General features: G+C 49.0%; 10 protein-coding genes. 4 read left to right on the forward strand and 6 right to left on the reverse strand.

Translation table 11 applies throughout. The features are described 5' to 3' along the window. Positions 1-96: 96 nt before the first annotated feature. Complete coding sequence (locus tag T411_RS0106455) at positions 97-2,466, reverse strand: YgiQ family radical SAM protein (RefSeq protein WP_000555507.1); 2,370 nt, start codon at positions 2,464-2,466, stop codon at positions 97-99. A gap of 279 nt (positions 2,467-2,745) precedes the next feature. On the opposite strand from T411_RS0106455, the gene T411_RS0106460 reads away from it, so the two are divergent. Continuing rightward, the gene (locus T411_RS0106460; RefSeq protein ID WP_000115823.1) at positions 2,746-5,202 is read left to right on the forward strand and encodes an EAL domain-containing protein; all 2,457 of its coding nucleotides are present in this window, start codon (positions 2,746-2,748) and stop codon (positions 5,200-5,202) included. Between the two features lie 133 nt (positions 5,203-5,335). On the opposite strand, the gene T411_RS0106465 is transcribed toward T411_RS0106460, so the two are convergent. Next, on the reverse strand, positions 5,336-8,104 hold the full coding sequence (locus tag T411_RS0106465; RefSeq protein ID WP_000702334.1) for a M16 family metallopeptidase: 2,769 nt from the start codon (positions 8,102-8,104) through the stop codon (positions 5,336-5,338). 223 nt (positions 8,105-8,327) lie between these two features. On the opposite strand from T411_RS0106465, the gene T411_RS0106470 reads away from it, so the two are divergent. Beyond that, entirely contained in the window at positions 8,328-9,014 is a 687-nt protein-coding gene (locus tag T411_RS0106470) for a hypothetical protein (RefSeq protein WP_000967004.1), read from the forward strand. Positions 9,015-9,130: 116 nt separating this feature from the next. Continuing rightward, positions 9,131-9,331 (forward strand): DUF4250 domain-containing protein, encoded by a 201-nt coding sequence (locus T411_RS0106475; RefSeq protein WP_000366101.1) that lies wholly within the window; start codon positions 9,131-9,133, stop codon positions 9,329-9,331. Between the two features lie 6 nt (positions 9,332-9,337). Here the strand turns inward: T411_RS0106475 and metR are convergent, their stop codons facing one another. Next, complete coding sequence (metR, locus tag T411_RS0106480; RefSeq protein WP_000571235.1) at positions 9,338-10,255, reverse strand: HTH-type transcriptional regulator MetR; 918 nt, start codon at positions 10,253-10,255, stop codon at positions 9,338-9,340. Between the two features lie 270 nt (positions 10,256-10,525). Here metR and metE point away from each other — a divergent pair, with 270 nt between their 5' ends. After that, positions 10,526-12,811: a 5-methyltetrahydropteroyltriglutamate--homocysteine S-methyltransferase gene (gene metE / locus T411_RS0106485; protein ID WP_000213921.1), complete on the forward strand. Its 2,286-nt coding sequence runs from the start codon at positions 10,526-10,528 to the stop codon at positions 12,809-12,811. Positions 12,812-13,085: 274 nt separating this feature from the next. On the opposite strand, the gene T411_RS0106490 is transcribed toward metE, so the two are convergent. The 3 genes from T411_RS0106490 to yciA form a co-directional block, all read right to left on the reverse strand. Beyond that, complete coding sequence (locus T411_RS0106490) at positions 13,086-13,484, reverse strand: GspS/AspS pilotin family protein (RefSeq protein ID WP_000725069.1); 399 nt, start codon at positions 13,482-13,484, stop codon at positions 13,086-13,088. A gap of 1 nt (position 13,485) precedes the next feature. Then, entirely contained in the window at positions 13,486-13,782 is a 297-nt protein-coding gene (locus T411_RS0106495; protein WP_000270410.1) for a YciI family protein, read from the reverse strand. Positions 13,783-13,856: 74 nt separating this feature from the next. After that, entirely contained in the window at positions 13,857-14,276 is a 420-nt protein-coding gene (gene yciA / locus T411_RS0106500) for an acyl-CoA thioester hydrolase YciA (RefSeq protein ID WP_001077272.1), read from the reverse strand. Positions 14,277-14,430 lie beyond the last annotated feature (154 nt).

The following is a 14,430-nucleotide window of genomic DNA, read 5'->3' on the forward strand; positions in this document are numbered from 1 at the left end:
CCCCCTAAAAGGGGGAGGAGAGAAGAAGGACCTCCCCTAGGAATGGGGAGGGAGAAGTAACTCTCCCTAGAAGCGAGAGAAGAAGGCAAATAGGGTTTAACGTGCGCGTTGCGGCTGACGCTGAGTATTACCACGACTGGCAGGACGGCCAGAGCCTTGTGGTTTACCGCCTGTCGCTGAACCCCGTTGGCCTTGCTGGCCACGGTTTTGCTCACCGCGAGCAGGTTGGTTGCCCGCAGGTTTGTTCGCCGTTGGCTTACTGCCTGTCGGTTTACTGCCGGCAGGTTTGCCCTGATTGGATTTATTACCGCTGTTCGGACGACCTTGCCCGCCAGATTTGTTACCACGCAGCGCATCAAAGCCCGGTTGGCTATGCGTATGCTTGGTCGCAAAACGATTCGCGCCATGACGACCTGATTTGCGGCTTTGTGCTGGGGTGACTAGGTCTGAATCTTTTTCTGGGATCAGACACTCAGGGCGATCACCAATCAGATGACGTTTGCCCATCGCAATCAGTGCTTCACGAATCATCGGCCAGTTGGCAGGATCATGGTAGCGCAGTAGGGCTTTATGCAAGCGACGTTGCGCTTCACCTTTCGCCACTGGCACCTTTTCCGGTTTCTTGTATTTCACGCGTTTCAGCGGGTTCACTTCTGCGTGATACATCGCGGTCGCATTACACATTGGCGATGGATAGAAGTTCTGTACTTGGTCACAACGGTAGTTGTTGGATTTCAGCCACAGTGCGAGGTTGACCATGTCTTCATCTTCAGTCCCTGGGTGAGCGGCAATGAAGTAAGGGATCAGATACTGTTTTTTACCTGCTTCAGCGCTGTATTTTTCAAACAGCTCTTTGAAGCGATCATAAGTACCCATGCCCGGTTTCATCATCATGCTCAGCGGGCCTTTTTCCGTATGCTCAGGAGCAATCTTCAAATAGCCGCCGACGTGGTGAGTCACCAGCTCACGCACGTACTCAGGCGATTCAATCGCCAAGTCGTAACGTACACCAGAAGCGATCACCACTTTCTTAATGCCCTCCACATCACGCGCTGCACGATACAGATCGATGGTGTGTTTGTGGTCGGTATTGAGCTTATGACAGATACCCGGGAACACACAGCTTGGGCGACGACAGTTCGCTTCTGCTTTCGGATCCGAACAGCCGAGGCGGTACATGTTCGCTGTCGGGCCACCCAAGTCCGAAATCACACCGGTGAAGCCCGGCACTTTGTCACGGATTTCTTTCAGTTCATTGATGATCGACTCTTGTGAACGGTTCTGGATGATGCGTCCTTCGTGCTCAGTGATAGAGCAGAATGAACAGCCACCAAAACAGCCACGCATGATGTTGACCGAAGTTTTGATCATGTCGTACGCCGGAATTTTCGCATCGCCATATTTAGGGTGCGGAACACGGGCGTAGTACAGGCCAAACACGAAATCCATCTCTTCAGTGGTGAGCGGGATCGGTGCTTGGTTAACCCACAGTTCACGGTCACCATGACGCTGCACCAGCGCACGGCCTGAATAAGGGTTGGTTTCTAAATGCAACACACGGCTGGCGTGCGCGTACAAAATACGGTCATTAACCAGCTTTTCAAATGAAGGCAGACGCACCGCGGTGGTTTTCGCATCATGGCGTGATGGGCGAATGGTGATAGGTTGAGCTTCTTCTTTCTCATCACCTTTGGTCGCGCACTGGGTTTCCACTTCATACGGATTGCTTGGCACAAACGGTTTGTTTGGCTGATCAATGCGGGTTGAATCGATCACTTTAAAGTGCTCAGGAACCTGAGCCAGATTCACTGCTGTACCGCGTACATCAATCATCTTGTTGATTGATTCGCCATTGGCTAAACGGTGAGCTACTTCAACCAGTGCGCGCTCGGCGTTACCGAATAGCAAAATATCGGCTTTGGCATCCAGCAGGATGGAGCGGCGAACTTTGTCTGACCAGTAATCGTAATGCGCGACACGACGCAGGCTGGCTTCAATACCACCAAGCACAATCGGCACATCTTTATAGGCTTCACGACAACGTTGTGAGTAAACCAATGAACAGCGATCAGGACGCATGCCGCCTTTATTGTTTGGGGTGTACGCATCGTCGTGACGAATTTTTTTATCCGCCGTGTAGCGGTTGATCATTGAGTCCATGTTACCGGCGGTTACACCGAAAAACAGGTTCGGTTTGCCAAGCGTCATAAAGGCGTCTTTAGTTTGCCATTCTGGCTGAGCAATGATCCCAACTCGGAAACCTTGTGCTTCAAGCAAGCGGCCGATGATCGCCATACCAAAGCTCGGGTGATCAACATAAGCATCGCCGGTCACGATAATCACATCACAGCTATCCCAGCCTAATTGATCCATTTCTTCACGACTGGTCGGTAAGAATGGCGCTGTGCCGAAACACTCGGCCCAGTATTTTTTGTAGTGGTGGATAGGGGTAACTTCGCTGTGCATATTTTGGCCTCAAGATTAAGAGGGCGGCATTATAGCGGCTTGCAAGGCCAGTATCTACCGTAACATTGCCCCGATTTTGCTAAGGGATTATTTCACTCTTACTTGCGAAATAATCCATGAAAGGAATCAAGGCCTAAAAGAAAAGTAGGCAAGTTAATGTTTAGTTACTAATACTTTAGTTAGGGATAAGTTAACGTTATGCGTCAAAGTTCATTGTATGGGGTGACAAGCTATTCTAAGGTGGTCACAGAATCAACATCATCAGTTTAGGGATACCGGATGAGTGTGAATGTATCAACCGTACAACCACAAAGTATCGGCTTACAAACTCGTTATGCACCACTCGATTGGTGTTACCAGTTAGCCAGTCAGCATATGGATTACGATGTTGTGATGTGGCAGTCACTGGTGGGAAATTCTCGCTCGATTACCAAGCCCGACGATTTTCTTGAGTACTTGCCTTTGACTCAGCGCGAGCATGCCGCGGGCTTTTTCGTACAAGCAGATTCAGCGCCACAGAGTCTCAATACCTTATTGGTGAGCGCCGAAAAGCTGGTGGCCTTAGTCGCGTTTTCGGTTGACGAAGTGAGTAGCCAGCTTGTTCGAGGGACGATTACGCCATTACTGATTTTCCATTCTGGCATGGAATCCGCCTTTGCATTTGATGCTTTATTTGATAATGACCATCATGGGGTTGTGATTACCGATGATCAAACGCGAATTTTGGCGTGCAATCGTTATTTTGAGCAGCAAACGGGATATCAACAAAATGAGCTACTGGGGTTAAAAACCAGTATGTTCAATTCGGGCAAACATTCGCAGCATTTCTATGTGGATATGTGGCAGCAATTGCGTGAGCAAGGCGGCTGGAGCGGCACGATTTTATCTCAGCGCGCTTCTGGTGACGTCTGGCCACAAGACCTGTCCATTAAACGTTTAAGTCCTCAGAAAGGGCAGATCTTTTATATCGGTTTTACCACGGATCTGGCACCGCATTTGGATCGCGTACTGGATAAGCAAGCGGGCGATGTCGAATTGCTGACACAATTACCGACGCTGTCTAAATTCAGTGATCAGTTGAAACAGCGTTTACCTAAGTATCAAACCACCACTGGATTTGTGTTGGCGATACAGCCTAAATTCAGCAGCGATAAATACTATGCGCAGATCCGCCGGCTGGCTGCCAGTTTGGCGCAGAACCGGCAAGTGCAACTGTGTGGTTATCACGGTGAAGGGATTTTTCTGTGTCAGTTGGATGCGGAGAAAAACCTAGAAGCTCAGCCTTTGGTAGGGTTACAGCGCACTTTACGCCAGTTTTTTATTGAGTTACGACAACGAGGTGGGCAGGAAGCTCATCAAGCCGTTGCTAAGGGGCGTTTAGGGGTTTCGGTGTTAAATGTGGATACCGATAAAATAGAGCGCCTCGTTCCCCATGCCATCCAAGCCATGTTGGAGCACCACGCGGGGGAAACTCGACATATCAACTTTTATGATCGCGCAATCCATCAGCAGATTGAGCGTCGTAAAACACTGGAAAAATGGGTGCAGAAATGGATAGCAAATGGCGATGTCGAAGTGTTTTATCAGCCCATTGTGGATAGCCAGAGTTGGTCTGTGGTGAAGTTTGAGGCGCTGTGCCGTTTTCAAGCTCCTGAGATTTTGCATGCATCAACGCAAGAGTTAATTTCGATAGCCGAAGAGCTGGGGCTGATCAATCAGTTGGATGAGTTGATTGGCGGCAAAGCCTTAAAGGATCTGCCTAAAATTCACGCCTTATTTGGTCACCATGTGGGAGTCAGCATCAATCGTTCGTTAAACAGCGACTTGAGTGCTGAGCAGATTTTACAAAGCGTGGTTGACATGCTCGCTGAAACGCCGACTTTGGCGAAAAATATCACGGTGGAGTTAACGGAAACGGCTTACTTTGACTCTCAATCACAGGGAGGCGAAGTGCTGCAGCATTTACGAAATCGTGGCGTCACTGTTGCGATTGATGATTTTGGAACGGGCTTTTCTTCGTTCTCTTACCTCACGGAGTGTCAGTTTGATTATTTGAAAATCGATCGAGAGTTTGTGACCAATATCGAAGTGGGGTCACGCCGCTATGCCATCGTAAAAATGATGACCGATCTTGCCCATACTTTGGGTGTTAAGGTTGTCGCCGAAGGGGTAGAGACTGAGCATGAAGTGTATGTCCTCAAGTCGCTGGGGGTAGATCTATTACAGGGATTCTTTTTCGCCAAGCCTTTGCCACTGAGTAACCTTATTCATGCCTCGGATTATCGTAAACATCTTAAGCTGACCAACCGTGAAGCCGATAAGCAATCAAGCGAAATTACAACACTGCAAAGTTTAGCGTTTTTCACTCAATATCGGCTCGACCCAGGAGATCCACTCTCGTTGGCGGTGGAATACTTTAACGCGGTGCAGTCCGATGTTTTACCGGTCGTTACGGCTGGAGAATGTGTCGGCTTGGTGGATAGAGCCGCGTTGAATTTACACCTCACGCCGACGATGGGCACTGAATTGGAAACGGCACGTGAAGCCGCTATTTGGCGCAAACCCGTCAATCAAATCATGCGCACGCCGCAAGTCAAACTGGCTCATGATACAGACCTCAAGCTATTAGCCTCGTTGCTCAAAACTAATCCACCGCCACCTTGGGTTTTAGTCGAGGGTAATAAATACAAAGGGATTGTGACTGCGCCGCGTCTGCTCGCTTATTTAGCGAGTTGATACAGTCAGCAAGGCTGAGAGGAAATATCGGTTCTCCAAAACGCCACTCATAAAAAAGCCCGCTTGGCGGGCTTGGTTTAGGTTGAATAATGAGTGTTGTACGAATTATTGATTCGATGAGTGCGCTCAGCGCTTAGCCTTTAGGATTAGCCTTAGGTGTCATGATCAGCTCTTGTGACATAGTATCTTTGCCAAATAACGTTTGAGCACGTTGGTTGATGTCATCCAGAGTGATGGATTTCGTCAGCTCCTCAACCTTGTAGATGGTCTCAACGCCATAGTGATGAATCGCATAACGCAACATGAAGTAAGCTTGCTGCTCCGGTGATTTGTTGAGCGGTTTCATATCAATCAAGAACTTCTGTTTCACCACATCCAACTCTTGCTGTGTGACACCTTGAGCCAGCTCACGCGCGACCTCATGCATCACTTTGGCCACTTGTGGTTCACTTTTGGGGTCGACTAAAGCTGACAATACCCAATCATTGAGAATGTCTCCATCGACCACGTATGGGATCACTTGTGGCGTGTAGTCTAAACCTTGATGCTCGCGAACTTCAGCCAGTAAACGCTGAGTCGCAATACGCTGCAACATATCATCGATAAAGACGGTTTTTGCGGTACGCGGCTGCGTTTCAGATATCAGGCGCAGGGAATACTGGGTCGAGTTTTCATTGTTAAGTGCTAACTCTAAGCGTGGCGCAACCGGTTTGATCAACTGGCTGGTCATAGGGGAAAGCGTTCCCTTGCTCAAAGGTATACTTGCTACGTACTGACGCAACATCGGGGTTATTTGAGACCGCTCAATATCACCGACGATGACCAGCGTATTATTGCGTCCTTCACTGAAGAGACGCTGATGAACCTGCTCAATTTGCTGTGCCGTGACTTGAGCAATCTGCTCTGGAGTACGAATTCTGTAGGGACTTGTTTCGATAAAGCTTTGGTTGGTCACCGTACGGAAGAAAGCGCCAATAGGGGAATCAAAGTACGCACTACGATTTTGAGTAAATTCGGTTTTCACTGAATTGAGCTGATCAGGGCTGACTTTGACTTGAGTTGACAATAAATGGAGTATTTCCAACAGCTCAGGTAACTCTTGCGCTTTACTATTGGCTTCGAAACCATGACTGGTCGATGCAATATAGCTATAGAAACCAATGTCTTTCTGACGAAGGTAGCGATCAAACTGAGAGCCGTTCAACGTATCGAGGCCACTTCGTGTCTGTACTGCAGTAGCAATCTCGGCTGCAGGGAGTAGGTCTGCAGGTAACGCGAATTGGCCACCCGAACTGGCGTATTGAACAAAGACGCGATCTTTGGCTTCAATATTGCGCAGATAATAGACATCAATACCGTTATCAAGCTGCCAATAAGTCACCTGTGGATCGTCATTGATATCGAGTTGTTTCACCACTTCGCCCGCAGTAAATTGCTGGGTGAATGGGCTATCGATTTGTTGATCGATAGGCTGATTGCCAGGTTGCGCTAGGTCGTTACGCCATTGTGGCAAGGCTTTGTTCAACGCTTGCGCATCTTCAGTGGCCGCAACGCCAACAACCCAGACAGGGTTTTGGCTCAATTGCTGTTGGATATGACGATTGATCATTTCTGGTGTCGCGGAAGCAATAAACTCGCTCAAGCTCGCTTGGTAATCGAGCGTCGCTTGGATCGGTGTATCAAACACAATCGAGTAGACTTTTTGATTGGCATGGCTCGCTGGGGTTATGGCTTCGCGATCTTCTTGCAAAAAGGTTAAGTGCTCACGATAACCGCGCAAAATGATATCCAACTCATTTTTGGTCACCCCGTAATCACGCATTGAAGCGAGGGTTTCCAGCAACAAGGCTTGCACTTTCTCTCGTTGTTCGGCCGCAAACCCGACGCTAATGAGAGTGTAACGTTGACCTTCGATTTCATAATGGGTTGCGTAAATGCCGGTTATGGCCTGCGCTGCATCATTGAATGCCGCTACTAGGCGTGTGTGCAGGAGTTGTTCGCCGACATCGTCGCGCCAAAACTCTTGCTGGCTGGCATAGTCTTTAATCGCTGCTGAGCCTTGGGGGAAGATCAAGGTTAGGCTAGGGGATTCACCTGCAGTCACCGGAGCGACTAGGTCTTGGTTATTCAGGGCTTGGTGATAAATCGAAGCTGGCTTTTCGGTGGTGCCTTTCTTCCATGAGGAGAAATAGTTCTCAACCCACTGTTGGCCTTGTTCAAGGGTAAAGTTACCAGTAATGACCAGTTCCGCTAATTGAGGTTGATACCACTGTTGGTAGAAGGCTTTCAAACTGTCTGGAGTGGCGGCTTGCACCAACTCGCGTGAACCGAGGGGATCGCGATCCGCGTAGGAGGTTCCTTGGATCTGGTGCAGATAAAACTGCTGCTCTAAGCTCATGTTTTCTGTGCGTGAGGCGCGAAACTCCCCCAAAATCACCCCTTTCTCTTTTTCGACTTCATCAGCGTCAAACGCTAAACCGTCAGCAATATCAGCAAACCACAATAGCGCTTTATCGATATTTTGCGCATTAGGTAGGTCGAGCTGATAAACCGTGCGGTCGTAGCCGGTTAAAGCGTTAAAGTCCGCACCAAACTGGGCACCACTTTGCTCAAACATACGAATCACATCATTGTGCTGATAATGGCGGGTTCCGTTAAATGCCATATGTTCGATGAAGTGAGCGTAACCCGCTTGCTGCGTGGTTTCTTGCATTGAACCTGCGTGAACGTACAAACGAATAGAGACTTCTTGTTCACTGTCTGGGTAGAGATGGTAAGTAAGGCCATTGGGCAGTGTTTGAGTAACCCAGCGTTGATCGGGTTGGAGTGCGCGGTTGGTTTGTTGTAAGGCGCAACCGGCGAACAGTATGCATAAAATGCTGACTAATAATCGAATTTTCATATCATTCTCTAGTTATAGTTGGACGGAAACTATAACGCATTGTGATGTTTTGTCGCTCCACTTTTGTTTGGCTTGCTGCACTTTTAGCCATTTTGCGATCTGGTCTGAGTAGTTCACACCACCGGAGTTTCATCCACAGAGGAAATTCGCGGCCGCTGCTTGGGGTTCTCGAAGGAGGTTTGCTATTATCTGCCACCTCGACAGCTCTCTGATTTGGCAAACTATGCTTTATTCTCTGATTTCCGTATTCGCACCTATGTTATTGGGCGCGCAAATCATTTTGACACTGGTGCTGGTCAAGGGGGAAATTTGCCCCGGACAGCGTGGTCGTATCCACAAAGTATTGCCTGCGTTAGCGGTGCTCTGGTTGGCCGTGGCGTCGATCAAAATTGAAGCGTTTCTGGTGGTGTTTGCTCTGTTTTACTTCTATTCGCAAGTGCAGACTAAAAAAACGCGTGAGGAAGGCCCGCTTTGGGTGATGTATTTAGCCAATGGTTTAGCACTGGCTTACGTCGGGATTTTGATCAGCGAAGCGCCAGCATGGCCCGCATCGCTCACTATCTTTGCGGCGATTTTCCTGCTGGGTGCGATGTTCGGACATTTGCTACTGACACTGGCTCGCTCACGCTTACAAGCCTTTCATCGAATCTTGCCTGTGGTAGGGATTGTATCTGCCATGCTCACTGCGTTATGCCTCTTGCCTTATGTTTCTGGTTTGAATGACGAGCAACTGCAAACACTATTGATGCCGATTCTGATGAGCTTTGGTTTGCTGATTGCAGGTGTCGTAGCGTGGTGCTGGCATTTGATCTCTGGCAAAACCGTCAATAAATGGCAGTTATTGCTCGCAGGGCTTTTGGTACTGGCATCCGCAACCGGATTCCACGGTTTGTACCAAATGCCGTTGTAGCGCAGTGGAGTGAAGTGCGTCGCACAGATCACTTTTCGTTACCCAAATAGCGACTATGCTTGATGAAGTTGGGGAGCGGAAACGCTGAGTGAAAACATTCAATCAGGAGTGATGTGATGGATCTGAGCAACGTACGAAACTTCGATAGCGTGATCTTGCTGGGCATCGTCAATGAAAAACTGCGTTTGGAATGTGACAGTCTGGATGAGTTGATCAGCACTTATGAAATGGATATTGAGCATCTGGTCGGTAAGTTAGACGTACTGGGTTATCAATACGATCCTCTTACCAACCAGTTCAAAGCTTATGCTCGGTAGTGATGCCTAAAGTGAAGCCATCTTGATCCCATCAAGGTGGCTTTTGCATTGTTGGCGTGCGGTAGCGAAAAAGGCTTGCAGGTAGCGTTTGTCTTTTTCGCTATGGCGAGTGGCGGCAAACAAGCGACGCCATAGCCCTTTACCTAACGGTTTACTGGTGATGAGCCCTTGGCGTGAAAACTCGCTGATTGCCCAATTGGGTAGTGCCGCAACACCTAATCCTGCCGACACCATTTGTACCAGCATCAAGGTATTGTCGGCTTGCTTCCAGCGTGCGGGCTCAACGCCTGCGGGTTGCAAAAAGTGCTTCACCACATCCAATCTTTGCTTTTGCACCGGATAGGTGAGCATGGTTTGATCGATCAAATCTTGGGGCTCAATACCGGCTTTGTCAGCCAATGGATGGTTGGTGGCGGTGATAAGGCGCATTTCAAAATCAAACAGTGGCTCATAATGCACTTCTGAGCGTGGCAAAATATCCGAGGTGATCACCAGATCCAATTCCCCCGCTAACAGCGCGGGTAGAGGCTCAAACCCAAAGCCGGATGAAAAATCCAGCGCCACATTTGGCCAGCTGACCTGATATTCGCGCAGGGCGGGCATTAGCCATTGAAAGCAGGAGTGGCACTCAATCGCCATGTGCAGGCGTCCATTCACATCTTCTTTAAGGCTTGCCAGTTCATTCTCGGCGCGCGACATCTTAGGCAAAATATCGTCCGCCAAACGCAGCAAAATTTCGCCTTCGGCGGTAAAACGCACTGGGCGTGTTTTACGCAAAAAAAGCTGCCCGCCAATTCGCGCTTCCAAGTCTTTAATCTGATGCGAGAGCGCAGACTGGGTGAGATGCAACGAGGTCGCGGTGGCGGTCAGTGAACCGGTATCGCGTAGCGAGATCAGCGTTTTCAAATGTTTCAGCTCTATCATGAACTCTCCTCACTTATCCCTAAGCCAACATGAATTTTTAGCTAAGTTACGCCGATTCTACAGATCTGTAAACATCTAGATGGCTAAATCGGTAAAGGTAAATTGATAATCGCCAGTGCCAACATGAAAATTACTAATAAACAAGTTGAATAAATGAACCTTGTCCTCGAAGGCGTACAACGCGATAGTTTAGCCATCCAGACATCTTTCGATGTGCTGAGGCAGCTTAGAGCTTCTACGACCTATTAAGAACAGATAAAGGATTTTCACATGACAACGACACACATTCTTGGTTATCCCTGCATTGGCGAAAAACGCGAACTTAAATTTGCTCTTGAAAAATACTGGCGTGGTGAGATTGACCAAGCGGCTTTGAAACAGGTCGGTAGTCAAATTCGCCAACACAGCTGGGCATTGCAAAAAGAAGCTGGATTAGACTTTGTGACCGCGGGTGACTTTGCTTGGTACGACCACGTACTCACCACCACACTATTACTGGGCCATGTGCCTAAGCGCCATAGCCACGGTTTTCCTGATTTAGATACTTTGTTCCGTGTCGGTCGTGGTCAGTCACAAAATGCTTGTGGTTGTGGAACGGGTAGCGCGGCTTCTGATATGACCAAGTGGTTCAACACCAACTATCACTACATCGTTCCGGAGTTCAGCTCTCACGATACGTTTAATGTGAGCTGGCCACAACTGTTTGAAGAGGTGAATGAAGCGCTGCAAGCGGGTCACGATGTAAAACCTGTGCTGCTTGGCCCAATCAGTTACCTCTATTTAGGCAAAGAAGTGGAAGAGGGTTTTGATCGGTTAACGTTGTTGCCGCGTCTATTGACCGCTTACCAAGCGATTCTGAGCAAGCTGGCGAAGCAGGGTGTGCAATGGGTACAAATCGATGAGCCTATTTTGGCGTTAGAGCTGGAACCCCGTTGGCAAGAAGCATTTAAACTGGCTTATCAGGTGATCCGCGGTGACGTCAAACTGCTGCTGACCACTTACTTTGATTCAGTGTTAGATACGCTTGATAAGATAGTCGAACTGCCTGTCGATGGTTTGCATGTGGATATTTCGGCCGCTCCAGCGCAGCTCGAAACTATTGTGAACCGCTTGCCCTCCGATTGGGTGCTTTCTGCGGGGGTCATTAATGGCCGTAACGTTTGGCGTGCAGATTTGAGTGCCATTCTGGCTCGTCTACAACCTGTAAAAACCTTGCTGGGTGAGCGTTTGTGGGTCGCCAGTTCCTGTTCACTGCTGCACAGCCCTGTCGATCTGGATCTGGAAGGCGATCTGAGCGCAGAAACCCGCAGTTGGTTTGCGTTTGCCAAGCAGAAAGTGACCGAAGTCGCCTTGCTCGGCCGTGCTCTGGAGGGGGATGCCGCCGCAATTTTAGCGTGTGATACCTACAGCCAGCCAATTGTTGCGCGCAAATCTTCTCACACGGTGAACAAGGCTTCTGTGCAAGCGCGTATCAACAATATTACGGCGGCATTGGCAGAGCGGAGTGCGCCTTATATTGAGCGTGCTCATCACCAAGCAGAAGTATTGGGTCTGCCTTTCTTACCGACCACGACCATTGGCTCTTTCCCACAAACAGGAGAGATCCGTACTGAGCGTAGTGCGTATCGCCAAGGCAAGCTGAGCGAGCAAGAGTATGTGCAAGCACTGAAAGGTCATATTGCTGATGCGGTTAAACGCCAAGAAGCACTAGGGTTAGATGTGCTGGTGCATGGTGAAGCGGAACGTAACGACATGGTGGAATACTTTGCTGAAAACCTCGCTGGTTTCCAAACCACGCAGTTTGGTTGGGTGCAGAGTTACGGTTCACGCTGCGTAAAACCTGCGATTGTGGTGGCGGATATCGAACGTGAAAAACCGATCACGGTAGAGTGGTCAACTTACGCGCAATCTCTAACTTCTAAGCAGATGAAAGGAATGTTGACGGGGCCTGTGACCATTCTATGCTGGACCTTCCCACGTGAAGACATCAGCCGCCAAGAGATTGCTCAGCAATTAGCGTTGGCACTGCGTGATGAAGTGGCGGATTTGCAAGATGCAGGCATCAATATTATTCAAATTGACGAACCCGCGATTCGTGAAGGTTTACCACTGAAAAAACGCGATCATCAAACCTATTTAGATTGGGCAGTGCAAGCGTTTAAGATTTCCGCGGGTAGCGCGCGTCCGGAAACGCAAATTCATACCCATATGTGTTACAGCGAATTCAACGAGATCATCGAATCGGTTGCGGCACTGGATGCCGACGTGATCACCATTGAAACATCGCGCTCCAACATGGAACTGCTCAAAGCGTTTGAAGAGTTTAACTACCCGAACGAAATTGGCCCAGGCGTGTACGACATTCACTCACCGAACATTCCTGCACAAACATGGATTGAAGATCTGCTGCGCAAAGCAGCAGAAAAAATTCCAGCACAGCGTTTGTGGGTCAACCCAGATTGCGGTCTAAAAACCCGTAACTGGCCAGAAGTGGAAGCGGCACTCACCAACATGGTGAACGCAGCGAAAGCACTGCGCGCGGAATGGCAAGCTTGATATACGCTTCCTACTTGAGGTTTACCTACAACGCCAAGTAGTTTGAGTAAACCGTTAGAAACCGCAAAGGCCTCTTATGAGGCCTTTGTTCTTTTCGTTTGTGTTGTTCGAGAGTCAATCTGGAATATCCCCTTGCTACTTGAAGCTGCAGCGGTGTTGGCTACGTTCGTTCATCCCAATCACATAGTGTATCTATGCTCATGGGGATGAGCTCACGTGCCACCTACCTGCAACTCCAAGTCGTTTGGGTATAGCTCGATGACTGTAAACTCGCTTAACCTTGCTTGCAGCTCTCTTTCGTGACCAACTGATCGGCCATTAATTGACCACGCGTGTTGCGCATTTGGATGCGGTAGCTGATCCCAACATCCAGATTCGAACGGATGTCTTTGTTAGCACAGAAGCTACTGACCGCGCTTTGCAGTACTTGCTCGGTCGGTTTGGCATTATTGGCATCCGTGTTGTACACCATCATTAGCTCAACAGTACTGCCTTTGGCGGTAGCACGGAGAATATTCAGTGGGCCAAACTCCAATGGTAACTCGGTCGAGAGTAAGCTGGCGCGGTTACCCGCCAATAGCTCAAGGTTACGCTGTTTTTCTGCTGAGCCAGAGCTGCAACCGACGAGAAGGAGAGTCGAGGCGATAACGCTGCTCAGGACGATTTTTTTCATATCAGAATACTTTTTTGAAAGGTTTAACAATGACGTTGGCATAAACACCCGCGGCGACATAAGGATCGGCATCCGCCCAAGCTTGTGCTTCAACTAAGGAGGCGAACTCCGCGATCACGGTTGAGCCAGTAAAGCCTGCCTGTCCCGGATTTTCGGAATCGATGGCTGGCATAGGGCCTGCAGTGAGCAGACGGCCTTCATCTTGCAGTTGTTGTAAACGCTCCAGATGTTTTGGGCGCACGCTCAGACGTTTTTCTAATGAGTTCTCGACATCCTGCGCAAAAATCACATACCACATAACACTTTAATCCTTATCAACTGACTAAAAGCAAAGTCAATACTCTACGCAACTCGCTCGTGAAACACAGCCTATCAAGATGATTTCTGTGATCCATTGCTGAGGCTTATTGCTCTGGGGCGGCCATTTGCATCAATCGCCACATAGTTAAAGGTGGCTTCACACACTTGAAAACGTTCGCCGACCCCTTCTTCTTTGACCGGCTTAACCCACACTTCGAGATTGATCGACATCGATGTGCGGCCAATCTTGGTGCATTCGCCGTAGCAACATACCACGTCACCGACTTTGACAGGTTTTTTAAAAGTGATACTGGAAACAGAAACAGTCACGATGCGTCCACAGGAGATCTCTTTAGCGAGAATACCGCCCGCTAAGTCGAGTTGAGACATGATCCAGCCGCCAAAGATATCGCCATTTGCATTCGTATCGGCAGGCATTGCGAGTGTGCGCAGCAGAAGCTGGCCTTTAGGTGAATTTACGGTTTGATTCATTTGGGGATCCACAGCAAACAAAACAGCGACCGAATACGGTCGCTGTGGATTAGGGGGCGGATTATAACCACAAATTCGTCACTGGATCATCCCTTTATGCCCAGCCAATCTCCTTCCTGCTTGAAGTGCCAAATCGTTTGGGTATGCCATCAGG

Source organism: Vibrio cholerae ATCC 14035 (assembly GCF_000621645.1).
Lineage (GTDB): Bacteria > Pseudomonadota > Gammaproteobacteria > Enterobacterales > Vibrionaceae > Vibrio > Vibrio cholerae.

Bases quoted from the DNA above. Each gene is read 5' to 3' on its own strand.
- yciA (WP_001077272.1), bottom strand. From the start codon at position 14,276: ATGAATCAAACCGTAAATTCACCTAAAGGCCAGCTTCTGCTGCGCACA.
- T411_RS0106470 (WP_000967004.1), top strand. From the start codon at position 8,328: ATGCTTTATTCTCTGATTTCCGTATTCGCACCTATGTTATTGGGCGCG.
- metE (WP_000213921.1), top strand. From the start codon at position 10,526: ATGACAACGACACACATTCTTGGTTATCCCTGCATTGGCGAAAAACGC.
- T411_RS0106490 (WP_000725069.1), bottom strand. From the start codon at position 13,484: ATGAAAAAAATCGTCCTGAGCAGCGTTATCGCCTCGACTCTCCTTCTC.
- T411_RS0106455 (WP_000555507.1), bottom strand. From the start codon at position 2,466: ATGCACAGCGAAGTTACCCCTATCCACCACTACAAAAAATACTGGGCC.
- metR (WP_000571235.1), bottom strand. From the start codon at position 10,255: ATGATAGAGCTGAAACATTTGAAAACGCTGATCTCGCTACGCGATACC.
- T411_RS0106460 (WP_000115823.1), top strand. From the start codon at position 2,746: ATGAGTGTGAATGTATCAACCGTACAACCACAAAGTATCGGCTTACAA.
- T411_RS0106465 (WP_000702334.1), bottom strand. From the start codon at position 8,104: ATGAAAATTCGATTATTAGTCAGCATTTTATGCATACTGTTCGCCGGT.
- T411_RS0106475 (WP_000366101.1), top strand. From the start codon at position 9,131: ATGGATCTGAGCAACGTACGAAACTTCGATAGCGTGATCTTGCTGGGC.
- T411_RS0106495 (WP_000270410.1), bottom strand. From the start codon at position 13,782: ATGTGGTATGTGATTTTTGCGCAGGATGTCGAGAACTCATTAGAAAAA.